This is a genomic window from Saprospiraceae bacterium, from assembly GCA_016715965.1.
Classification (GTDB): Bacteria; Bacteroidota; Bacteroidia; order Chitinophagales; family Saprospiraceae; genus Vicinibacter.
In genome coordinates, this window is the sequence record JADJXG010000001.1 from 1,208,569 (window position 1) to 1,231,360 (window position 22,792).

At 41.5% G+C, this 22,792-nt stretch carries 20 protein-coding genes; 14 read left to right on the forward strand and 6 right to left on the reverse strand.

Going from position 1 to position 22,792, the window contains the following annotated elements; genetic code table 11:
• Positions 1–83 precede the first annotated feature (83 nt).
• From IPM48_04440 to IPM48_04495, 12 genes are all read left to right on the forward strand, one after another.
• Positions 84–1,868 carry an aminopeptidase P family protein gene (locus IPM48_04440; protein ID MBK9270823.1) on the forward strand — a complete coding sequence of 595 codons (1,785 nt, stop codon included), beginning with the start codon at positions 84–86 and terminating at the stop codon, positions 1,866–1,868.
• Positions 1,869–1,900: 32 nt separating this feature from the next.
• Complete coding sequence (locus IPM48_04445) at positions 1,901–2,572, forward strand: YceI family protein (GenBank protein ID MBK9270824.1); 672 nt, start codon at positions 1,901–1,903, stop codon at positions 2,570–2,572.
• A 16-nt stretch (positions 2,573–2,588) separates the two neighbouring features.
• Entirely contained in the window at positions 2,589–3,293 is a 705-nt protein-coding gene (locus IPM48_04450; GenBank protein ID MBK9270825.1) for an SDR family oxidoreductase, read from the forward strand.
• Positions 3,290–3,955 (forward strand): nitroreductase family protein, encoded by a 666-nt coding sequence (locus tag IPM48_04455; protein MBK9270826.1) that lies wholly within the window; start codon positions 3,290–3,292, stop codon positions 3,953–3,955. Before IPM48_04450 ends, IPM48_04455 begins: the two co-directional genes overlap by 4 nt.
• Entirely contained in the window at positions 3,952–4,869 is a 918-nt protein-coding gene (locus tag IPM48_04460; GenBank protein MBK9270827.1) for a hypothetical protein, read from the forward strand. The genes IPM48_04455 and IPM48_04460 overlap by 4 nt, the downstream gene beginning before the upstream one ends.
• Positions 4,866–5,402 carry a dCTP deaminase gene (locus tag IPM48_04465; protein MBK9270828.1) on the forward strand — a complete coding sequence of 179 codons (537 nt, stop codon included), beginning with the start codon at positions 4,866–4,868 and terminating at the stop codon, positions 5,400–5,402. Before IPM48_04460 ends, IPM48_04465 begins: the two co-directional genes overlap by 4 nt.
• A gap of 33 nt (positions 5,403–5,435) precedes the next feature.
• Positions 5,436–5,858: a hypothetical protein gene (locus tag IPM48_04470; GenBank protein ID MBK9270829.1), complete on the forward strand. Its 423-nt coding sequence runs from the start codon at positions 5,436–5,438 to the stop codon at positions 5,856–5,858.
• A gap of 103 nt (positions 5,859–5,961) precedes the next feature.
• Positions 5,962–6,534 (forward strand): type 1 periplasmic binding fold superfamily protein, encoded by a 573-nt coding sequence (locus tag IPM48_04475; GenBank protein ID MBK9270830.1) that lies wholly within the window; start codon positions 5,962–5,964, stop codon positions 6,532–6,534.
• Between the two features lie 4 nt (positions 6,535–6,538).
• A complete protein-coding gene (locus IPM48_04480; protein MBK9270831.1) occupies positions 6,539–8,836 on the forward strand; it encodes a TonB-dependent receptor in 2,298 nt (765 codons plus the stop codon).
• 179 nt (positions 8,837–9,015) lie between these two features.
• Entirely contained in the window at positions 9,016–10,167 is a 1,152-nt protein-coding gene (locus tag IPM48_04485; protein ID MBK9270832.1) for an SGNH/GDSL hydrolase family protein, read from the forward strand.
• Positions 10,168–10,306: 139 nt separating this feature from the next.
• Positions 10,307–11,740 (forward strand): asparagine--tRNA ligase, encoded by a 1,434-nt coding sequence (gene asnS / locus IPM48_04490; protein ID MBK9270833.1) that lies wholly within the window; start codon positions 10,307–10,309, stop codon positions 11,738–11,740.
• Positions 11,741–11,763: 23 nt separating this feature from the next.
• Positions 11,764–12,369, forward strand: a complete 606-nt coding sequence (locus IPM48_04495) for an OmpH family outer membrane protein (GenBank protein MBK9270834.1) — start codon at positions 11,764–11,766, stop codon at positions 12,367–12,369.
• Positions 12,370–12,432: 63 nt separating this feature from the next.
• On the opposite strand, the gene IPM48_04500 is transcribed toward IPM48_04495, so the two are convergent.
• Positions 12,433–12,819 carry an ATP-binding protein gene (locus IPM48_04500; protein MBK9270835.1) on the reverse strand — a complete coding sequence of 129 codons (387 nt, stop codon included), beginning with the start codon at positions 12,817–12,819 and terminating at the stop codon, positions 12,433–12,435.
• Entirely contained in the window at positions 12,816–16,172 is a 3,357-nt protein-coding gene (locus tag IPM48_04505; protein MBK9270836.1) for a DUF4175 domain-containing protein, read from the reverse strand. The genes IPM48_04500 and IPM48_04505 overlap by 4 nt, the downstream gene beginning before the upstream one ends.
• Before the next feature lie 224 nt (positions 16,173–16,396).
• Between IPM48_04505 and IPM48_04510 the strand changes: the two genes are divergently transcribed.
• Positions 16,397–17,182 carry a T9SS type A sorting domain-containing protein gene (locus IPM48_04510; GenBank protein MBK9270837.1) on the forward strand — a complete coding sequence of 262 codons (786 nt, stop codon included), beginning with the start codon at positions 16,397–16,399 and terminating at the stop codon, positions 17,180–17,182.
• Positions 17,183–17,434: 252 nt separating this feature from the next.
• On the opposite strand, the gene IPM48_04515 is transcribed toward IPM48_04510, so the two are convergent.
• The 4 genes from IPM48_04515 to IPM48_04530 form a co-directional block, all read right to left on the reverse strand.
• On the reverse strand, positions 17,435–18,226 hold the full coding sequence (locus IPM48_04515; protein ID MBK9270838.1) for a UDP-2,3-diacylglucosamine diphosphatase: 792 nt from the start codon (positions 18,224–18,226) through the stop codon (positions 17,435–17,437).
• Positions 18,207–18,737 (reverse strand): 3-hydroxyanthranilate 3,4-dioxygenase, encoded by a 531-nt coding sequence (locus IPM48_04520; protein MBK9270839.1) that lies wholly within the window; start codon positions 18,735–18,737, stop codon positions 18,207–18,209. The genes IPM48_04515 and IPM48_04520 overlap by 20 nt, the downstream gene beginning before the upstream one ends.
• A gap of 45 nt (positions 18,738–18,782) precedes the next feature.
• Positions 18,783–19,193 carry a hypothetical protein gene (locus IPM48_04525; protein MBK9270840.1) on the reverse strand — a complete coding sequence of 137 codons (411 nt, stop codon included), beginning with the start codon at positions 19,191–19,193 and terminating at the stop codon, positions 18,783–18,785.
• A gap of 70 nt (positions 19,194–19,263) precedes the next feature.
• Positions 19,264–19,911 (reverse strand): 4'-phosphopantetheinyl transferase superfamily protein, encoded by a 648-nt coding sequence (locus IPM48_04530; protein ID MBK9270841.1) that lies wholly within the window; start codon positions 19,909–19,911, stop codon positions 19,264–19,266.
• A 1,859-nt stretch (positions 19,912–21,770) separates the two neighbouring features.
• Here IPM48_04530 and IPM48_04535 point away from each other — a divergent pair.
• Complete coding sequence (locus IPM48_04535; GenBank protein MBK9270842.1) at positions 21,771–22,718, forward strand: DUF3667 domain-containing protein; 948 nt, start codon at positions 21,771–21,773, stop codon at positions 22,716–22,718.
• Positions 22,719–22,792: the final 74 nt, after the last annotated feature.

The following is a 22,792-nucleotide window of genomic DNA, read 5'->3' on the forward strand; positions in this document are numbered from 1 at the left end:
CGTTAATGTTCATTTCTCCGGAAGGGCAAATGTATAAATTTTTAAACATATTATAATTTTTTTTAATACATTAATTATTTTATATGAGCAGAAACGAAGCCATTCAGGCCCTCCGGCAGAAAATGTCCGTCCACGGAATCGATGTTTATATCATTCCCACCGCCGACCCCCATCAGAGTGAATACGTACCCGATCATTACGGAGGCAGGGCATGGATTACCGGATTTAACGGCTCCGCAGGAACTGCCCTCATCAGCCAAAACCACGCAGGATTGTGGACGGATTCCCGTTATTTTTTACAAGCAGAGTCAGAATTGGCAGGATCTGAGTTCGTTCTGCATCCACTAAAGGTACAGACGCAGGCTGAGTATCTGGATTGGTGTCTGGAGCATCTGAGTCCAGGACAAGTGGTAGCTTGTGATTTCTGGTCTCTGTCCTTTGGTCAATTGGCCTCTTTTGATCAAAAACTAAAGGATGCTGGCTTACAGCTAAAGGATAGCGGGGATTTGTTACAGGGAATCTGGGCCGACAGGCCGGACCTGCCGCATGCAGCTGTTTACGAATACGAAGAAAGATTTGCCGGAGAAAGCCGTAGTTCCAAACTGGAGCACATGCGAAAACAAATGGCGGAGCGAAAGATAAAATACCTTCTGGTCAGCGCGTTGGATGAGATCGCCTGGTTGCTTAATCTGCGCGGCAGCGATGTGCACTGCAATCCCGTATTTATGGCTTATGTCCTGATCTCTGAAAAGGATGCCTGCTTGTTTATAGAAGAAGGTAAACTCAGGGCAGACTCCCGAACTGCACTTCATTCTGCCGGAATAAGTCTCAAACCTTACGATCAGATTTTAGAGAGCATCCGTCAAATTAGTCAGGATCCAATCTGGATCGACCCTAACACATTGAATGCCAAAATCAGTCTGCAAATTGGAAAGGGACAAATGCATTCCGCTCCCAGTCCGGTGATGCTTGCAAAGGCCGTAAAAAATCAAGTGGAAATCAATCACATTCGCAGGGTGATGGAAAAGGATGGTTGTGCCTTGATCAAAGCTTTTATGTGGCTTGAAGAAGCATTGCAATCCGGACAAAATCCCAGCGAATACCAATTTGCACAAATGATAAAGTCTTTCAGAGCCGGCCAAAAAGATTATGTGGGCGAAAGTTTTGATGCAATTGTTGGGTATGAATCCAACGGTGCCATCATTCATTACAGGCCCGATGCCCATCAGTCCAAAAAAATACATCCTCAGGGTATCCTTTTGGTGGATTCTGGAGGTCAATACCTGGACGGAACCACCGACATCACACGAACCATTGCTCTTTCTCCTCCGATGGAGGAAGTCAGGAAAGCCTATACGGCGGTTTTGATGGGAAATATTGCATTGAGCAGAGCCGTTTTCCCCACAGGCACCAAAGGCATTCAATTGGATGTATTGGCCAGGCAATATCTGTGGCAGCATCATTTGAATTATGCGCATGGCACAGGTCATGGTGTAGGATTTTTTATGAATGTACACGAACCTCCACAGGGATTTGTAGCTGTATGGAATCAAAGGGGCAGTGCCGATTTGCTGCCGGGCATGCTCACTTCCAATGAACCCGGATTTTACAAAGTGGGATCTTATGGAATCAGAATTGAAAATTTGGTCTTGACCACTCCAGCCACCCAGACGGAAGAGCTAGAGTTTCTCAAATTTGAAACGGTCACCTTGTTCCCTTTGGATACCCAGCTCATATCCTTCGCAGATTTGGACAGGCATTCCATCGATTGGATCAATGCCTATCACACAGAAGTCTTTCAAAGATTGTCGCCTTATTTGGATGAAAGGGAAAAAACATGGTTGGAAAATAAATGCAAACCATTGTAACGATATCAAATTATCCACCAACACAACATAAAATGTCAAAACAAAACACTTTGTATTTTTTATGCTTTTCGGCATTTCTTTTATTAAATGCATGCAAGAGCAAACAAAATCAAGCCCCTCCTGAAAATGTAGATTTTCGTGGAGCCAAAGATTATTCCAGGTATGGAACCAGATATGTGATGGATACGGTCAACAGCATTGTCAGATGGCTTGGTTCAAAGCCTACCGGTACTCACAACGGAACTATTTTGCTCAGCAAGGGAGAGGTATTTACCCAAAGCGATGGCAGCGTATTGGGTGGGATGGTCTGGCTAAATATGAAAACCATCGAGTGTACTGATATCACTGATCCGGATGATAAAAAAGACATGGAAGAACATCTCAAATCGGATGAATTTTTTGATGTGGACTCTTTTCCGATGGCAGAATTTTTTATTGATTCCTTCCAAATCGTGAAAGAAGAAAATACAAATACCCATGTTTTTGGACAGCTGACCATTAAGGGAATATCCCATGGTCTGATCATTAAAGCTCAAATCAGTATGGCAGAAGATTTGATGATGATCGAGGTGCCGGAATTTACCATTGACCGAACCAAATGGAACATTAACTACAAATCAAAATCTGTTTTTCCGTCATTGGCCGATCAGTTTATATCCGATGAAATTACAGTGTCCATGACCTTGCTTGCCATTCAACAATAACCAACAAATTCAATCCATGAAAGCTCTGATCACCGGCGCTGGTAAAGGAATAGGGAAAGCCATTGCCTTCAAACTTGCCAAAGATGGTCTGGATCTTGTGTTGACCTCAAGAAATAGATATGAACTGGAGGAGTTGAAAAATAAGCTTCACACATCCGCTCCAAAAATTCAAATCGACTTGATGGTATCTGATCTCTCTCAACAGGATGAAATACAAAAATTGATCTTTCATATCCGAACAGCTCATTCAGATTTATCTGTTCTCATCAACAATGCTGGAGTTTTTACACCCGGCACCATTGCTGACGGAGAAGAAATGATTTTGAAAGAAATGATGTCGGTTAATTTTTACGCCCCCTTTTATCTGACCAGAGGATTGTTGTCTATTTTTCTTGAACAGAAAAAAGGTCACATCATCAATATTTGTTCGATCGCCGGTCTTGACCCATATCCCCGTGCAGGAATGTATTGCATTTCAAAATTTGCCATGCAGGGATTTAGTCGCTGTCTCAGGGATGAATTAAAAGACAAGGGAATCAAGGTCTGCACGATTTATCCGGGAGCCACCTGGTCCAATTCCTGGGAGGGCTCTGAGCTGCCAGAATCCAGAATTATGCAGGCATCGGATGTAGCAGAAGTGGTTTCTTCCGCCATCAAATTAAGTCCAAACGCTGTTATGGAAGAAATTGTATTAAGACCCCAATTAGGCGATCTCCCATGACAGAGCATCCTTTTATTCCTTATCATCCCTTGCAGTGGGATGAAGAAACAATGCTAAACAGGGCAAAAGAGTATTACCAACTTTTAAACCACCGAAGGAGCATTCGCCATTTCAGCGATCGGGAAATACCTGATCAGCTGATTGACTTCATCATATCCACAGCAGGAACAGCCCCATCCGGAGCGAACAAACAACCCTGGACCTTTTGTGTAGTGAAAGATCCTGTCATCAAATCAAGGATCCGCATCGCTGCAGAAAAAGAAGAATACGAAAGTTATCAATCGAGAATGTCTGCCGAATGGTTGGAAGATCTGGCGCCATTGGGCACCGAATGGCGGAAACCCTTTTTGGAAATTGCACCTGTATTAATTGTCGTCTTTAGAAAAACACACGATCTGTACGGCGATCAAAAAAGGAAAAATTATTATGTCCAGGAGTCGGTTGGAATCGCATCAGGAATTTTGTTGTCAGCGATCCACCAGGCTGGATTGGTGTCGCTCACACACACCCCCAGTCCGATGAACTTCCTCCAGGAAATTTTGCAGAGACCAGAGAACGAAAAACCATTTTTACTCATTCCAATAGGTTATCCTGCGGTGGATGCGATGGTACCGGATATCCGCCGAAAAGCTTTGGATGAAATCAGAATTAAATACCCATGAAACTTTCCTCGTTGATGCTCCAGCAAACCCTGACCGGACATCTGGGAGGAGTATATTGCCTGGTCGATGGAATGCGTGATGGATGTTTTTACAGTGCAGGAAGTGATGGACACATCGTCGAATGGAATCCTAAGCAATCATCTCACGGCAAAGCCCTTGCCACGACGGAAGACGCCATATTTGCAATGTCCGTTGATCCTGAATCTTCGAAAATCTACGCCGGAACAAAAAGTGGATTTTTATTTGTGATCCAATTTGGAGAAAATGCCTCTCCCAGAAAAATGGTTTTCCACCAATCTTCCATTCACAGTCTCCTTAAAATTAAAGAACATCTCTATGCTTTTTCTGCAGATGGCAGAATGTCTGTTTGGTCGGAAGAAATGAAACTCCTCCATGCATTTGAAGTGGGTCCTTATAAATTGAGAAAAGCCATCTACATCCAAGAATTGGATCAAATTGTTTTTTCAGATGGGTCTGCACATCTTTGGTCCTATCATTTGTCCCATCAAAAGCTGCAAAAAGAAATTCTGATTCCAGGAATCAGGATGGCCTTTAGCCTATTGTACGATGCGAAGAATAAAATCCTATTGGCAGGTGGAATGGATGCCCGGATCCACCGATTGTCTTTGCCTCCAATCAGAACCCTTGGCAATCCTGTTAAAGCGCATTGGTACACCATCAACGAGCTGGTGGGTATGGAGCCTTATGGATGGATGGCCAGTGCGAGCAGAGACAAAAGCATCCGAATCTGGAACCTGTCAGACCTAAGTTTGTTAAAAGACCTTGCGGCTTCCAAAGAAGGGAGCCATACATTCTCTGTCAACAGCCTGCTCTGGATCAGATCTCTTGATATCCTGGTGTCAGCGTCAGACGATGGAAGTATCAAATGCTGGAAACCTGTTATCGAATTATGATTCTTACGGATAAAAAAATATTGGAAGCCATTGACCGCGGAGACATTCGGATTGATCCCTTTGATCCAGCTTGTCTGGGCACCAATTCTTATGATGTGCATTTGGGAGAGACCCTTGCAGTGTATGCCCAGCGTGAATTAGACGCCAAATCACACAATCCAATCAATCATTTCCGCATTCCCGAATCTGGATTTGTGTTGCAGCCCGGTATCTTGTATCTCGGCGTAACCCTGGAATACACGGAAACACACAGCACAGTGCCCTTTTTGGAAGGAAAATCAAGTGTGGGTCGCTTGGGAATAGACATTCACGCCACGGCGGGAAAAGGTGATGTCGGTTTTTGCAACCACTGGACCCTGGAGATCAGCTGTGTCCAACCGGTGCGGGTGTACAAGGGCATGCCCATCGGGCAGTTGATTTACTTTCAGGTCGATGGTGAGATCCATCATTTTTACAATAAAAAGCCGGGTGCCAAATACAATCAGCGCACCGATAAGCCGGTGGAAAGTATGATGTGGAAGAATAAGTTTTGATCGTATGGCTCATTTCGAGTAATTTTGCAATCCATGTGGTATAAAACCAAACATAAATTTAAATCCAAAAAAAAATCGGACTTTCGGAGTTTGATATTGATTTTGGTTTATGTGTTTGGTTGGTCCTTATCCACCCTTTCATTTCTCCACAACCACCACCATCATTCCTGCGATCATTCGGTGGCTCACGATATCACTGCAGAATCTGATCCATGCCATAGAAGTATTTTCCATGCTGACAAAGTAAATGGATGCAAGCACGACGGGCATTTTCAAAATACAAAGAAAGAGTGTTTTTTATGCAGCGATCACTTTGCATCAGATGTGCTGATATCTAAAATTTTTCTTTTTAGAAAACTGGATTTTTCAAAAGAAACTTATTGCAATTTTTACGACCATAGCAGCTCTCGTACTTCCACCACTCAACTCACCCGAGGTCCTCCTTATCTCATTTGATTTTAATCTATTTCCATTTAGAATGATCAAATAATTCATTGATCTTTTTCCGATGACCTGAGTCTTCGGTTTATTTATTTTTTTACCATTCAAATTAAATCAAATGAAAAATTTTCAATCGATATTCTTTTCTATTTTTTTATGTTCACTGATATTGACAGGCATCTCATCTTGTGGCGATGACTCCGATCACAATGAAGAGGAATTAATCACCACTTTGCGCTATACCTTATTTGACACTGCCGGAAACTCTTCTGTAGTTCTGCTATTTAGGGATGTAGATGGGACCGGTGGGAATCCACCTGAATTTGTTATAACAGGACAATTAAAACAAAACACCTATTATACCGGAAGCTTACAAATCCTCAATGAGTCTGTCGTGCCTGCTATAGATATCACGCCGGAAATACTTCTGGAAGGTGTTGATCACCAGTTTTTTTACGGAATAAGCAGTGGCTTCAATATGTCCTTTTCCTATGCTGATGCTGACACCAACGGCAAACCCATTGGAATAAATACCATTTTGAATACAGGCAGTACATCAAGTGGTACCCTTCGCATATTGTTGAGACACCAACCCGATAAAAATGCGACAGGTGTTTCCACTGGGGATCCGACAAATGCAGGTGGAGAAACCGATATAGAAGTAGATTTTGAAAATTTAAGAATTCAATAAGATCGTGCGATCCATTATTTTTTGGCTCTTGTGCTGCCTGACTTTGGGTTTGGCGGCACAAGAATGCCAAATTAACATCAGGGGCAAGATCATTGACCCTCACGATGAGATCGGTTTGCAGTATGGTCTGGTTTACATTGAGGAAATTCGCCAAAGCCATAAAACCGATGAAAAGGGCTATTTCAACATTGCGTCTTTATGCAGGGGTTCATACCATCTCAGGATCAGTCACCCCGGTTGTGTTGCTTCTAAAATGTATTTAAGTGTAGAACGAGACACTTTTATCACAGTACTTCTCGAACATCACGCCCATCTGTTGCAAACTGTGGATATTTCCGGAGTGAAAGCACAATTTGAAAGCTCGACCAGCAATACCATTCGCATACACGATCTGACACAATTGTCTGCCAAACCTCTGGGATCCATTCTGGAAGAATTCTCTGGTGTAAATACTATTAAAAACGGAACCAACATCGCAAAGCCGGTCATCCATGGTTTGAGTGGCAACCGAATAGGAATTTACAATCAAGGTATTCAGCTTGCCAGCCAACAATGGGGTGCTGACCATGCACCCGAACTCGACCCATTTTCTTCGCAATTGATCTCCTTGGTCAAAGGAACAGATGCGGTGGCCTATGGTGGGAATCATTTGGGAGGAGTGGTTTTGTTGGATCAGGACAAAATCGCCAAGGACCCGCATTTGCATGGTTTTCATACCCTATCCTATCAATCGAATGGACATCAGCTGGGTTTTCATTCTAGCCTCCAAAGGTCCGAAAAGAAATTTGACTGGAGGGCCAATTTTGGATTAAAAGCCGGGGGAGATCTCAAAACACCAGAATATTATTTGAGCAATACGGGCGTCCGGGAAATGTCTGGATCTCTTTATGTTTTTAAAGAACCGACACCAACCAGCATTGTCAAAAATTACTTCAGTTTTTTTCACACCCAATTGGGAATTTTGAGAGGTTCTCATATAGGAAATCTAAGCGATCTCAAAGCTGCAATAGGCAGAGACACTCCTTTTTTTACCGAAGCCAATTTTAAATACTCCATCGAATCACCTTCTCAGTTGGTGAGTCATTTTTTGAATAAATTTTCCTGGCAAAAACAGCAAGGAAGTTTATACAAAGAATTCAATCTGGCCGCGCAAATAAATTCGCGGGAGGAATACGATGTTCGGAGAAAAAAATACCGGGATGCTCCTTCCCTGCACCTTTTGCTGCAATCCTATTTCGCAGAGTATAAGATCAAGCAAGAAAAAGGAAATCGACATTGGCACACGGGAATCCAGCAAAAATTCAACCACAATTACAATGTTTCCGGTACGGGTGTTTCTCCATTGATTCCCAATTATGGTTGGTGGAACTCAGGCGCATTTGTTCTCTACAAAATTAAAAAAGAAAATATCTTGTATGAGGCCGGGGCCCGATACGATTTTATATATTACACCGCCAATATTCCTCAAAGAAGTATTTCTCAACCCGCCAATATTAAATCAAAAATCAATCACAATTTGAATTCGGTGTTTGGTATGAGCTCACAAATCTTTAAAAATTGGGAAATCAAATTGCAATCGGGATTTTCTACCCGCACACCAGAAATCAACGAGCTCTTTGGTTTTGGATTGCATCAAAGCGTCGCAGGCATCGAAGAAGGAAATCCGGACCTTCAAACTGAACGTTCGTTTAAAACCATTCTGACGCAGTCCATCCACGGAGGAGAAGCCTGGGTGTTTGAGATCAGTCCGTACTATCAGTGGGTTCAGAATTATATCTACCTACAGCCCCAAGCTGAATACAGACTTACGATTCGCGGGGCCTTTCCGGTATTTAAATATGAACAAACGGATGTCCGCATTTATGGCTTGGATCTGACCAACCGTGTAGAGATTTTTCATCACTGGTCCATCCTTAACCGCTTTTCCATGGTGGAAATCGTAAGGCAAGACCTAAAGCAGATTCTGGTGGGTACTCCGGCTCCGCAGATCTTAAATGCACTGTCTTATCATTGGGAAGGAAATAAAATTCTGATCCATCCCAAAATTCAATTGAACGCCCGATACGTTTGGCAAAGAACGGGAGTTGTTTCTGAAGCAGATTTTTTAGATCCGCCAAAAGCCTATTTTTTATTGGGTGCTGAATTTAATTCAGAATTTAAAATATTTAAGCACCGCTTGAATTTCATCCTGCGTGGAGAAAATCTACTCCATCATACCTACCGCGATTACCTAAACCGATTGCGTTATTATGCCAATGATGTGGGAAGAAATGTATCGGTGGTTTTGAGGATGGAGATTTAGTGTCTTTAGGCATTGCAATTACTGCAATAATAGCTTTAAGCCATTGATTTGGAATTTTTCGAAGAATCATTCTTATAAAATTCCAATTTAAATGACAAAGGCTTTTGCTTTTTAATGTTTAATTTTGTTGCGAGGCTTTTCCATTGGATTGTCATAGGAGGAGTTTAAAATGTAAAATTATGAAAATGAGTCTATTCATCCTGATGGTGATATTGTCCCCAATTGTCAAAGGCCAAATGATCATCAACCACCATTCTGTTGAGGACTTTGACCGGATTCCCGCTAAATATAAAGCTCTTGGAGAAAATACACGTCTGTATTTTATGGATCGATCGGTTGGGGCAAACATTTCTCAATCGCTTGATTGTTTGGCTTCTGATTGGAGCAGTGCGCGATCTTATTGCAAAAGATATGAGCACCGTGATCCAAAATACGCGGTTGATCCTCAGGAAGTCCATTGGAATGGGGTTTGGGACCGAAGCAAATGGATTTATGAGACCTGGCCTTCCGGTTGCTCCGAAGATGTTGATTGTTTTATCCGGACCATTGAACCCCGCTTGGATTCCTTCGACGTGGTAGGCTGTCAATTCAGTTATCTGGCGGTGACCCCGGGTTCTAAAGTGGCTGATCCACAGACCGGCTTTTTTGGATCGGGCATCGGCAAAAATCATGCAAACACCCTCGACGCTTTTGAACAAAAATACCCCAATAAAAAAGTGGTCTGGTGGACCACTTCTCTGGCAAGGGGAATTGGTACCCCTGAGTCACAAGAATTCAATCAACAAATGAGGGAATATGCGATCTCCCATCAAAAAATTCTTTTTGATGTGGCGGACATTCTCAGCCATGCTCCGGATGGAACTGAATGCTATGACAACCGGGATGGAATCGAGTATTTGACAGAAAATCATCCGGACGATGGATTGGCCCTGGCTGCCATTTGTCCTCAATACACCACCGAAACCGAAGGTGGGCATCTGGGATCAATTTCTGCGGGAGGAATTCGGGTGTCAAAGGCTTTTTGGGTTCTGGTGGCTAGGATCAATGGATGGAATCCGCTCAGTCAGTCAGATGATCAGGAACAAACTTCATTAAATCCACTTTCTATTCGACCCAACCCTACGAAAGATTTTCTCCAAATAACCATTGATGACCAAATCAAATTGCCAACTGAATATGAGATTCTCAATTCCAACGGACAGCGGGTCTCCTGCGAGTTGCTCAGTAGGGATATGCCATTCATCGATGTGCGTAATTTGATTCCTGGCTTATACCTGATCCGTCTGCAATTATCTCCTCAACCGCGGTATGCTCGCTTTGTAAAACAATAAGGAGAGCAAGTCCTGCCTACCCACCGACCGTTTTGTTCGATACTTCGGATCTGTCAGGTCGAAGTTATATGATTCGAGGGGATGATCTGGCCACAATCAGGAAATCCTTTACCTTTGCGGCGCAATCAACAAAAGCAATATGCAACGCACTCAGGTATCCGAAGCCTTGGAATTAATTCCCTCAGCCCAATCCATCACAGTCATGGGCTGGGTCAGGGCCTTTCGCAGCAACCGGTTTATCGCCCTCAATGACGGATCCTGTATTCACAACATTCAGGTGGTGGTCGATTTCGAAAAATTGGATGAGAGTTTGCTGAAAAGGGTGACTGTTGGCGCTGCAATTGCCGTGCAAGGTAGTTTGGTGGCATCTCAAGGCACTGGTCAAAAACAGGAGATTCATTGTTCAAATCTCCAAATTCTGGGGGATTGTGATCCGGGCGAGTATCCCCTCCAACCAAAAAAACACAGCCTGGAATTTCTGCGCAGCATTGCCCACCTGAGGTTTAGAACCAATACTTTTGGGGCAATTTTCAGGATCAGGCATCAGGTTGCGTTTGCGATCCACGAGTTTTTTCACCAAAAAGGCTTTTATTATTTGCATTCACCGATTATTACGGGTTCTGATGCAGAAGGTGCCGGAGAGATGTTTCGTGTGACGAGCTTATCTCTTACAAATCCCCCTAAAACTGAAGCTGGCGAAATTGACTACCGCGAAGACTTTTTTGGAAAATCAACCCACCTGACGGTGTCAGGACAATTGGAAGCAGAGTTGGCAGCGCTTGCTCTTTCCAAAGTATATACTTTCGGTCCAACCTTCCGGGCTGAAAAATCCAACACCCCTCGCCACCTGGCTGAGTTTTGGATGATCGAACCCGAAGTCGCCTTTGCCGATCTCCAATCCAACATGGACCTCGCTGAGGATTTGCTGAAATACGTCATTCAGAAAGTATTGACCGTCTGCAAAGACGATCTGCAATTCCTGCACGACCGCGAAACAGAAGAAGAAAAGTCAAAACCTCAAAACGAGCGCAACGAAATGGGTCTGCTCGATCGTTTGAAGTTCTGTGTCGAAAATGAATTTATCCGCATTGGTTATACCGAAGCCATTGAAATCTTGCGCAATTCCAATCCCAATAAAAAGGGGAAATTCCAATTTCCGATTGACAAATGGGGTGCGGATCTTCAGTCAGAACACGAGAGGTTTCTTGTCGAAAAACATTTTAAAAAGCCCGTCATCCTCAGCGACTATCCAAAAGACATCAAAGCTTTCTACATGCGCCAGAATGACGATGGCAAAACCGTTGCCGCAATGGATATTTTATTTCCGGGGATTGGTGAAATCGTAGGTGGTTCTCAAAGGGAAGAAAGACTTTCTCTATTGGAACAAAGAATGACAGAGATGAACATACCACTGGATGAGATGTATTGGTATCTGGACACCCGCAAATACGGAAGCTGTCCTCATGCCGGCTTTGGTCTGGGATTTGAGCGACTTATTTTATTTTTAACGGGTATGACCAATATCAGAGATGTCATACCATTTCCAAGGTTTCCTGGCGGCGCTGAATTTTAATTGTTCAAAATATAAATCATTGTATGAAAAATATCAACTGGATTTTACACGCAGTATCTCTTGTAGCCATCGCTTTTTTACTGTACAAAAATGTGAACCAATCTTCTTCTGCCACAAATAAACACGTGCAAGAGGACAACAATACAAATGTTGACAGCAATTCATTAGCTGGTGGATATCCCATTGCTTATTTTTTATCGGACAGTCTATTGGCCAATTTGGATTTTTTCAAAGCAAGCGAAGAAGAGTTTAAGAAGAAACAAGAAAATATGATGGGCGAAGTGAAGGCCAAAGAAAATGCCTTACAAAAAGAATTCCAAAAATTGCAGGACAATGCACCCAACCTCACCCGCAATGAACTCGAACAAGGACAGCAAAAATTGGCCAAAATGGAGCAGGATCTGTTGATGAGAAGAGAAAACCTGGCCGGACAACTTGCAGAAGAGACTGCAGAGTTCAACGAAAAACTACACAACAAAATCAGCGCCTACCTCAAAGAAATGAACACAGACGGCCGCTATAAATTTGTATTTTCTGTACAAAGAGAAGGCAATATTTTCTATGCGGATTCTGCATTGGACATCACCAAACAGATGATTCAAGCGCTGAATGAGAAATATGGAAAATAAGATGGTTTAATCTGATTCTGATGGATTAAGTTTAAAACTTAATCCATCAGAATCAGAATCAGATCAAACATCAAATTCAATTTGGACTGTCCGGCCGTTGTCAGAAAAAATAACTTTTTTACATAGTTTTTGCATAAGAAAAACTCCTCTGCCGCCGCATCTTTGAATGTTTTCCGGAAGAGTGGGATCTGGTATTGCAGATGGGTCAAAGCCGCTGCCCTCATCTGAGATTCTGAAAGTAATGCAGCGACTGTTGTGTTCAGAATTGATCTGAACAAACTTCTTTTCATCTTCCTGGTTGCCATGGGTGATGGCATTGTTGACTGCTTCGGTCAAAGCGATCAGCACATTGTGGTAATGGGCAGGACTGATTTGATACTCTGCAAAAACATGGTTGAGATATTCTTCAATCTTTACAATGTTGTGCGGTACTGAAGCGATCCTGATCATCCCTGTTTCCTCGATTTGTTGAAGTATTCCTCGACCAGTTTTTTGTAAAAAGGCCGAAGATCCGGCGATATGTATTGGAACCATTCTGTTTCTGCCTGGCGCTGTTTTAGGTATTCTTCCAGGCCTGCAGGTAACTTCCTTTCAATTTTCGTACCAGTTTCTGATTTTCGCTCTTCCTTATATTCTCTTTCTCTCTCCGCCTTGTCTGCTTCAAGCAGGCGGGTGGTAATTTCCTGCTGTCGTTTAAGGGTTTCATTGTTGAGGCGTTTATTGACCAGATCGCGCTCATTTTTGTTCATTTGTTCGATGGCTTCCTGAAGTTCTTTGGACATTCCCTGTCCCTGTTCTTTTTTCTCTTTTTCAAGGTCCTGCAATTGCTTGCGCAGTTTGGCCTGTTCTGCCGCCATTTGTGCAAACTCCTGGCTCATTTGTTTTCCCTCTCCCTTTTTCATTTGCTCCTGCATCTTCTTCAGGCCTTCTCCCATCTTCTGTTGTCCCTCGGTGATTTTGTCCAAAGGCACTTTGCCTTTTTTCCCTTTGGGACTTTTGCTTTTCCCGGGTTTTTTACAAGACTTGCTACCGGGTTTGTTGCAGGTGGCGTTGTTTTGCTGTTGCTTTTCATTCATAGTTTCTGACAACATCACCGCGAGATCGTTGACATTTTTCATGATCTTACCCTGATGGGCAGATGCTTGCTGGCTGTGTCTTTTTTCGAGAAATCCAAGCGTCTTTTCAAAATTGTCGTTTATTTCATTGACCTTTTCGGTCACATAACTCTCTATTTCTACAACCCTCTTGCTCAAGGCATCCAATGAATCCTGAACAAGTCTGAAATTGTCTTTTAGTCTAAACTGTTCGCGCACATAAGCCACATAGGCAGGTGTTTGCGCCGGGGTTTTTTCAAAGTTTTTGATGAGATTTTCCTGATCATAAGAAAGAACCACCAGATTTTCGAGCAATTGACGCAATGCTTTGATGTCTTCCTCCTGCTCCTCTTCTTCACTGTCCTGCATTTGTTGTTCCATTTGATCGGCCATCTCGTTCATCTTGTCAGCACCTTTCTTTTGTTCTTTACCTGCACCCTGGTTGTCATTCTTACCGATCTTCTCTTTTGCGTCTTTCAGGTTCTGCTCTGCTTCTTTGGCATTCTCCTTTTGATCTTCGATCTGCTTAGGTCTTTCAAGCTCTTTGTTTTTCTCCTGAATTTCTTCCTGTTTTTTCTTCAGCTCATCAAATTTTTTGTTGATGTCCTCTTGCTGTTTGTTGAGTTCTGAATTTTCTTCAGATTTATTTTCTGTTTTCTCTTTTAGCTCTTCCTGCTTTTCAGCCAGCTCTCTCAATTCATTGATCTGATCTTTGATTTGCTTTTCAAGTTCAAGTTGTTTAAAAAGTTCGAGCAATCTCTCCATTTGCTTTTCCATGTTTTGGCCCTTGTCTTCAAACTGCTCTGTCATCTGGATGGCCTGATCTTTGTTGAGTTCCTGCATTAGTTGTTGAATCTGGTTCATCAACTGCTGCATTTCATTTTGCATGTTTTGATTGAAAAGCTTCTGAAGATTCTCCTGCTTTTCTTTGAGTTCATCATCGGGTTCGCTAAACTGTTGTTGTTTTTTCAGATTTTCGTCAAACTTCTTTTTGGCTTCATCCCATTTCTTCTGAATGTCCTGCTGTTGTTCCAGCATTTTGTCGAGATCTTTCTTGTTTTGCCATTCCAAATCCTTTTTCTGACGAAGTTTGTCTTTATAATCCTTCAGCTTTTCCTGAAGCTTGCGGGCATCTTTCAAAGCATCTTCCAAATTCGATTTGATGTCTTCGTTGTTTTTGGTTTCTTGTTGGGCCAGTTCTTCTTTTGTAGCCATGTTAAATTCCATCACAGAACTCTTTGAGGACTTGCTTCCATTCACCCCATCGTTGTCCCACACTTCAAAATAATAACTGAGTTTATCTCCGGGTACGAGTTGCATTTCTTCAATGTCTAAAATGTAACGGAAGGTGGCTACCTTGTTGCCGTCAAATTTAAGCGGGATACTTTTTAATGCTTCCGCTTTTCCGGTCTTGTTGATTTTTTGAAAGTTAAAACTCAGATTTTTCAAACCGTAGTCATCGGATAGCTCTCCCGCAAAATATTTCACATTGGCATTGCTGCTGTCTTCAAAAGATTCCAACTGAATCAATGGGTACTGATCCGGAATGACACTGATTTGGTATTGCACAGAATCCGGTGCCGGCATTTTCCGGTTGTTGAGGTAAAGCGTATAACTTTGGTCTTTCAGCGCTTTTAGCTGGTGGTGAAATTCCGATTCTGTTCTACGGGACAGCTGCACCAAATTGGGAGAATTGGAGAATCGGATGGAAAGTTCGTCCGTGTGGTCTGCCAAAAAGTCCCAGCTGATCTTTGTTCCGGCAGGAACCACCAAACCACCTGTGTTCTTAAGCGTCTCTGCCTTTCTGCCGATATAGGCCGGATAATCAAGTTTTGTTTCAAAGGCAGTGATCTGTGGTTTTAAAATAACCTCCAGTTGATGCTCGTCAGTGCTTACATCCCCAGAAAAGATACGAAACGAGGTGTTTTTTACTACATTGCTAAAGGTATAGCTGTATTCATGATTGGTCTCTTTGCGAAGTCGGTATTTAAAGTGATCCACTTCGATGTAAGCATCAGCAGGCAAGTATTTTCCTTCTACTTTTATTTTTAGATCGAATTGTCCGTTCTGCAGGACTTCCAACTTTTCGTTTTGAACAATAAACTGAAAAGCGGCCTCCCTCACAAAATCTACATCGTTTTTGATCAGTCTGGTAGAAGAATCTCTGATCAGGCTGGGTGCAACGAGCAGAATACTGATCAACATCAACAAGGGCAAAATGGCATATCTGAGATATCGTCTGTTTTTGTGAAGATCAATGGCTTTGACAAAAGGAACCGGATGTAATTCCATTGCTTTCTGATGGATACTCGCCTCAATTAATGTCCTGTCAGAATACTGAACGGATTGGGATTTGAGCTGAAGTACATTGAGAAGTTTGTCCTTGACATCAGTAAAATGTCTTCCTATAATGGTAGACGCTTCCTCATGGCTAATCAACTTTCCGAGTCTGAAATAATGCATCAATGGGCGGAACATCCAATAATAGAGCGTACCGGAACCTATGGTCAAAAAGGAGTAAAAAAGCACTTTGCGGACGCCTTTGCTAAAATAAAACCAGGATTCAAGGAGATTAAATGCAATGAAAACCGCTGTGAGCATACCGGTAAACCAAATCAGCCCTCTCAGAAACTGATTTAAATAATACTTTCTGGTAAATGAATCGATCTTGAGGATCAACTGATCGTAATAACTCTCGTTTTTTTGCATAACCGCCCGTTGAATATGAATTATAAACGTTCCTAAGCCGGGTTTAATTCCAACTGACTGGAATTAATTCCGGTAATTGCTAACAACAAATTGAATGATCGCTTGGTTTATTGGAGGTTTGTCCCAAAACAACAAAAGATAACTTTAGTGTTAAATTTTGTGGTTTGTAAAATCTCAGATACGATCGTCTAGGTATATTGTAAAAAAGAAATATAAATTTGAATATGCGCAAAAACTTATTCCTATTGTGCTTGGCAGCCGCCTTTATCTCCGCGGTCTATGTCCCCAATAATCCTGAATTGGAGCTTACTGCGGCTCCAGGCGAACTGACTTGCATGAAATGCCACAGCGGAGGGAGTTTTAATGGTATGGTCTTATTGGAGGGCATTCCAGATACGGTGGTAGCTGGTCAGACCTATGATGTCAAACTGATTCACCGCTCCAACGCCCGTCGGGCTGGATTCCAGCTAACCAGTCTGGATCCCCAGCATGAACGGATAGGAAACTTGATCCAGGGAACCGGAACGAATGTAGCAGTAGGAAGGACTTTTGGAAGGCAGTACATCCGTCAAACTTCTGCCAGGGTTCTCAACAACGGAGAAACTTCCTGGGATTTCAAATGGAGGGCTCCGGATAGCATGTCTGGTGATAGCATTTACTTTTATTTTGTGAGTCTTGCTGCCAACAGTGACGGCAACAATACGGGAGACAATGTATTATTGGGCAAGCGGCCTTATTTTTATTTCAATCCCACCAGCGGCACACAGAATATTTCTTCAGAATTTAAGCCTATCGTTTTTCCAAATCCTGTTTCACATACCCTTCATATTTCAGGGCTTCCAGAGACCCATGGTTTGGCTGAAATTTTCAATTCCGATGGTCAGTTGGTCAAATCCTTCAAGATAAAGGGGGCACTGGAAGTAAGTCTTGAAGGTTTGATCCCCGGCATTTATCATCTCCGGTTTTCGCATCCACATTTTGTGTGGCAAGATAAATTTATGAAGATTTGATGATGGTTGATCAGGACTAATTTCTTATTTGCCCACCCAAGTATCTCTTGATCTGGTATTTTTCAGCAAGCAAAAGATATTTCTGGTGGAGCGCGAAATCATACAATTTTTTGTCATTTGAAAAGATCGGTTTGGGATCAAGAATCCCGGAATTCCTTTCAAAGATTTCATTTTTTTGAGAAAACAAAGTTGACCATTTAGTCTTTCCATTTGGTGTTGACCAACTACTACTACAACATTTGAAAAATCACACTAACGATAAATCTGACCTTTTTCATTTTCAAAAAATTGGAGCTTGAGCGCATTTCCATCAAATACTCCATAAGATTGATGACTTAGCCAATCTCCCAAATTGATATATCGCGAAAAGCCATTTTTCAATGGGTAATCTATGGGGATATGTCTATGCCCAAAAACAAAATAATCTACCGCGTCTTGTTGTTTGTAATTTTCTACAAAATGGATCAACCATTCACGATCATGTCCCAGGTAGGTTTGAACCATTTCTTGCTGCTCTCTGCTGGTTTTGGAAAAGTAATTGGCCAGCGCAATTCCAAGGTCTGGATGGATCCATCGAAAAAGCCATTGCGCCATTGGATTCCTGAACAATTTTTTTAGCCGCTTATATCCATGATCACCTGGTCCGAGTCCGTCACCATGGCCTATCAGGAATGTTTTTTCTCTTATTTTGATCTTTTGGGGTTCGTGCCAGATCTGGATATTCATTTCCCGGAAGAGGTAATCTTTCATCCACATGTCGTGGTTGCCGGTAAACAAATGGATGGGAATTCCAGCATCGCTCATTTCAGCCAAGACCCCCAAAAGCCGGGTGTGACCTCTCGGCACCACATGGCGGTAATCAAACCAAAAATCAAAAAGATCACCCAAAAGATAAATGGCCCCGGCATCCGTGGCTATGGTTCGAAACCATCGGACAATCAATTTTTCCCTTTCCGCAGAGCTCAATCTTGCGGGGGCGCCTAAATGAAAGTCAGAAGCAAAATATGTTTTCTTCAAAGGCTGTTCAACTTGTAAATCTGGGATCGGCTTCCATCTTTGCTCCGCATTGGCTACAAGTTCTCATTTCTTCTGAATTGTAATATTCTTTAAATCTGGGCAGAAAATCCTTTTCAATATTGGTCAGAGGAAAATAACTTTCATGAAGTTTGTGGTTGCAGTTTTCACAAAACCAAAGCAATCCGTCCTTCTCACCTGCTTTTCGCTTGCATTCGATCACAAGACCAATGGTGCCGGCAGGTCTCATGGGTGAATGTGGGGTATTGGCCGGCAGCAAAAACAACTCGCCTTGACGAATTGGAATATCCACCGGTTGACCCTCTTCCTGAATTCTCAGATTCATATCACCCTCAATTTGAAAATACCACTCTTCTGTCTCATTGTAGTGGTAATCCTTGCGGGCATTGGGACCTGCCACAATCATAACGATGTAATCATCTGATTCTTCATACAGATTGCGGTTACCTACCGGAGGCTTGAGCTCAGCGCGGTGTTGCTCAATCCATTGATAGAGGTTAAAAGGTCTGCGGATAGCCATTTTTGGTCATTTTATGGAAGATTGATTTTTCCGGGATAAAGATAGTTAATTTTGAATTTCCGTGGCCGGCTTGTATTTATTCAGACCTGCATAATAGATCAAACCCCAGCCATCAGCGGCCTTGGAAAATCGACGGATCATGGTCAGGCCATATTTCAGCTCATGGATCCTTTCTTCGATCAATACATCGGCCATCAGATCATATTCTGTTCTGTATTTATCCTTGTCCGGGAAAGCGATTTTTTGAAAACTCCACTGATCCGCTGACCAATAATAGGGTTCGTCACCAATAAATTCGGGATCTGCCTGTTCGGGTAAACCCTGCAATGGAAAAGTGATTCTGGAAATTTGAAATAAACTGTCCTCATGAAATTTGAGATAAAATTCCTTAAAGTCATTTGGCAAATCTTCGAACAACAACATTCCATTGGTTTGTTGTGATTGCTGTGATTCCATGGAGCCTGACTTTCCTTCTGGACCCTTGCAAGAGAAAACCAAAGGGAATAATAAAATAAAAATGTAGGCTTTAATCCAGATGCCTTGCGATAAGCCAAACAAAATCTTCGTGTATTTCATAATATAAATGATAATCTTTTCTCTGATTGGTCCAGCTAAGAGTAGCCGAGCCCGAGCCCTTCAAGCCAAATCCGTCTTTAAAATACAAACGAATTTGTTCTTTAAAATGTATATTCCTCTTACCGTGCGCCTTGTAGACTGCCTCCTTTGCACACCATGCCAAAGTGGCTTCTTCAATGGACAAGGTACCGGTTTGTTTGAAAAAGAGCTGATCCTCAGGATGCAAGAACTTGGGAAGGATGTGAAGCACTTTGGGTAAACAGACTTGCAGATCTATACCGACCTCCCGGATTGACTTCACATAAGAGCTATATCTACCAGAATGCGATATGGAAATTTTGTGAACACCATCTTTAAGCAGCAGTTTACCAAATTCATCCCTGATGATATGCTGAGGAGACAATTCAGGCTGATGTTTGTAAAGCAAGAATCTGGATGCAAGGTACTCAAGTCTTCTTTTTGATTGAAAATGCCGGATGGAATCCAATTCGGAGCTTGTCCATTCTACCTGATCCATAAAAAAAGACTCAGGCTCCTCAATGCGCCAAATTCTGACTTCTGTTTCATTGGAATCAATATGATGTAATATCTGAGGCATAAGCTATCATTGCCAAAGCAACTCCGCAAAGAAAGAAAACTCAGGGAAAACCCTTAGAAATTAGATTGAGAATCTAAGGGTTTTCCCTGATTTTTTTAAATTTTAACGCTATTCTCTTGAAAAATTGCAGTAAATGATATTACATTTGTGGCATCGACGGACACCCGTTGAGATCAAGTTTCCAATCCCCTGACTTATTCCGGTTTCACTTGAATGAAATCGTTTTCTGGTTTTCTTTCAATATATAGTTTTTTGTTTTAGATTTTTCTGAAGCTCAGTTACCGTCCCAAAGGTAAGTCCATGCGCAGGTGAAATCAGAGGTGTAACACAAGATATACCCAAAGATACACTTGTCTATCATTTTTGATCGCCTGCTGCATGCTGAGCTCTAAGTAAAGGAATGATTTCAAATAATATGTCATTACTTTCGAATTCCTCTAATGAGGTAAAAAATTTAGTAGCGAAAGCCCTCCCTCTAAAAAATCGGGTACTCTCCCATATAGACTGAGGGGGGCTTTTTAAAAATAAACCAATTTTGGATTTTATGATTCAAAAATTGGGATCAGCAGGGCAATAAACGCGGCAAAAGGAAGATGAAGGAATGAATTGTCGTTTTCTTTTGCCAAATTTATTGGAACAAATTGGCTCATTCCATCATACGTGTGCATTTACTCTGGTACTTTATAATGCATTCCTCTTGGACATACCCATTGGATTGTGACTCCCAATGGAATTAACAATGTACTTCCTGCGCTCATTGTTATAGGAAAAGCTTTGTTCTTTTTGCCTTTACAAGCCCACATGTCTCCAAAATGCTCCCCTCAGTTTTTGTTATCTGTGAAAACTCTCAATGGTACACAACCTTTTATCACCACATTGAAATACCACAAGAGGGTCATTTGGCAGGAAATTTTTGACCTCACAGAGAAACAATCAAATTTTGAAGGCCATTCAATGACGTAGAGTAAATCAACATTCCAAGCTCATTTCGATCCATCCAATGTTTCGGTGGTGCTTATCTCAAACTTAATAAGAATGTCTAACCCTTGGTTCCCGCTTTGATTTTGGGTCAGACAATCGTATTCATAATTTTAATAATTTCATCATAACAGTTAAAACACATTGATAAAATAGTTTTAATTTTTTTTTTCAACCCATTGAAATTGGCATGATTTTAGAAATTAAAATGTTCTTTTTTCCTTCCAATTTTGAGTTTAAAAAAACCCAATTTAGACCATTTTTGGTGGCATATAACAAAAGTTATATGGCTATTTACTATGGTCTGTTCTCCAAATCATTTATTTGCATAAACCCAATACAGAAGGGTATTTAAACGTTTACAAATTTTTTAAAAAGCAGGGTTTGCATTGCATATTTTGATAAATTGAACTGAATTAAGTCTTACATCAAAAATAAACTTGCACAAGTAATTTTTGCGTCCCTATATTTGTGATACGATAGTAAAAATAGAAGTGCTAATGAGCTTGCAATCGTTGGCCAGGAGAAAAGAATGGATTTGAATTGTATCAAGAATTCAAATGTAAAAAATTCCAATCTTGGTTTCCGAAATTTACAATCTGGTGATTGCCATTGGCCTCTTGATTTGAATAAATGAACCGAAGAATGATAACGATTATTTCTCAAATCAATTTGTGAAATAAAGCTACATGTATTAAGCAAATTTGCTTGACCGTGTGATTTAAATTATATAGTCCGGAATCTTTATTTCTGCGGACTTAAAGTTGAAGTAGCGAAAGTCCTCCCTCAAAAAATCAGGTTAGTCCCTGTTCTGATTGAGGGGGGCTTTTTTGTTTAATTCAGATGTTTAAATAGCTTTGTCCCGCAAACAGACGCTCGCAATGGCAAAAAGGAGAATCAAATCCATGAAATGTATGAACTGCGGCCGGTCCTTTTTGGCGCAGGACAACTACTGTCCTGAATGTGGTCAGGAAAATCACACACCCAATCAGCCCATCCGACATTTGTTTTTGGAATTTTTAGAATCCTTCTTGCATTTTGATACCAAGCTCTTCACCAGCCTTCGATACCTGTTCTTCAGACCCGGCAAAATGAGTCTGGAGTTTCTCAGAAACCAAAGAGCGAGGTTTGTGCCTCCAATGAGATTGTATATTTTTATTAGTGTTATTTTCTTCATCCTCATCAGCAATCTTACCGACCGAGGTAACCAGGTAAATTTTAAGTATTCAAATGGTATCAGTGGGCAGGGAGAACCTGATACCTTACAATTTTTTGATTTCAAATATGTATGGAATCCGGACAGTAGCACGATGCTCAATAAAAATTTATTGAATTCCAATACCATCGATTCACTTCTTTTGGCTCAGGATTTAGAACTGAGTTTTTACAACCGGACGGTATTAAAAACTTATATAAAATTCTTCACCGGAAATTTTTCAAAGAATGCTTTGTTCGAAAAATTTATAAAGATTATTTCGGTTCTGATGTTTGTCCTGATGCCTGTATTTGCTTTGTTGATGTACCTGGTCCACATCAGATCAAAAAGAAACTACTATGAATTCCTGATTTTCTCAATACATAATCATACTGCTTTGTTCAGCCTGCTGTTGATCTTTATGATGATTGACAGTTGGGTATATAGTAGTTATTGGATCTTCCTCCTTTTTATGGTCTGGCTGGTCTTTTATTTTATAAGTTCTCAAAAAACCTGCTTTGGTCAATCCACCCTAAAGACAATTTTCAAAACCTGCCTGGTTGGATTTTCATACCTGATCATATTGTTTTTCTTTTTGATCATCTCGGTCATCGCGGGATTTATTATGGTCTAGCTGGTAGAGTTAAATTCTGAGCTTTCATTCTTCAGAATTGACTACTGACTATTTAATATTTACCATTTAATATT

What these genes read in the sequence shown, in the direction of transcription:
- IPM48_04445 (MBK9270824.1), top strand. Translation starts at nt 1,901, where the DNA reads ATGTCAAAACAAAACACTTTGTATTTTTTATGCTTTTCGGCATTTCTT.
- IPM48_04450 (MBK9270825.1), top strand. Translation starts at nt 2,589, where the DNA reads ATGAAAGCTCTGATCACCGGCGCTGGTAAAGGAATAGGGAAAGCCATT.
- IPM48_04505 (MBK9270836.1), bottom strand. Translation starts at nt 16,172, where the DNA reads ATGCAAAAAAACGAGAGTTATTACGATCAGTTGATCCTCAAGATCGAT.
- IPM48_04495 (MBK9270834.1), top strand. Translation starts at nt 11,764, where the DNA reads ATGAAAAATATCAACTGGATTTTACACGCAGTATCTCTTGTAGCCATC.
- IPM48_04530 (MBK9270841.1), bottom strand. Translation starts at nt 19,911, where the DNA reads ATGCCTCAGATATTACATCATATTGATTCCAATGAAACAGAAGTCAGA.
- IPM48_04525 (MBK9270840.1), bottom strand. Translation starts at nt 19,193, where the DNA reads ATGGAATCACAGCAATCACAACAAACCAATGGAATGTTGTTGTTCGAA.
- IPM48_04520 (MBK9270839.1), bottom strand. Translation starts at nt 18,737, where the DNA reads ATGGCTATCCGCAGACCTTTTAACCTCTATCAATGGATTGAGCAACAC.
- IPM48_04485 (MBK9270832.1), top strand. Translation starts at nt 9,016, where the DNA reads ATGAAAATGAGTCTATTCATCCTGATGGTGATATTGTCCCCAATTGTC.
- IPM48_04470 (MBK9270829.1), top strand. Translation starts at nt 5,436, where the DNA reads ATGTGGTATAAAACCAAACATAAATTTAAATCCAAAAAAAAATCGGAC.
- IPM48_04455 (MBK9270826.1), top strand. Translation starts at nt 3,290, where the DNA reads ATGACAGAGCATCCTTTTATTCCTTATCATCCCTTGCAGTGGGATGAA.
- IPM48_04475 (MBK9270830.1), top strand. Translation starts at nt 5,962, where the DNA reads ATGAAAAATTTTCAATCGATATTCTTTTCTATTTTTTTATGTTCACTG.
- IPM48_04535 (MBK9270842.1), top strand. Translation starts at nt 21,771, where the DNA reads ATGGCAAAAAGGAGAATCAAATCCATGAAATGTATGAACTGCGGCCGG.
- IPM48_04465 (MBK9270828.1), top strand. Translation starts at nt 4,866, where the DNA reads ATGATTCTTACGGATAAAAAAATATTGGAAGCCATTGACCGCGGAGAC.
- IPM48_04510 (MBK9270837.1), top strand. Translation starts at nt 16,397, where the DNA reads ATGCGCAAAAACTTATTCCTATTGTGCTTGGCAGCCGCCTTTATCTCC.
- asnS (MBK9270833.1), top strand. Translation starts at nt 10,307, where the DNA reads ATGCAACGCACTCAGGTATCCGAAGCCTTGGAATTAATTCCCTCAGCC.
- IPM48_04500 (MBK9270835.1), bottom strand. Translation starts at nt 12,819, where the DNA reads ATGATCAGGATCGCTTCAGTACCGCACAACATTGTAAAGATTGAAGAA.
- IPM48_04440 (MBK9270823.1), top strand. Translation starts at nt 84, where the DNA reads ATGAGCAGAAACGAAGCCATTCAGGCCCTCCGGCAGAAAATGTCCGTC.
- IPM48_04460 (MBK9270827.1), top strand. Translation starts at nt 3,952, where the DNA reads ATGAAACTTTCCTCGTTGATGCTCCAGCAAACCCTGACCGGACATCTG.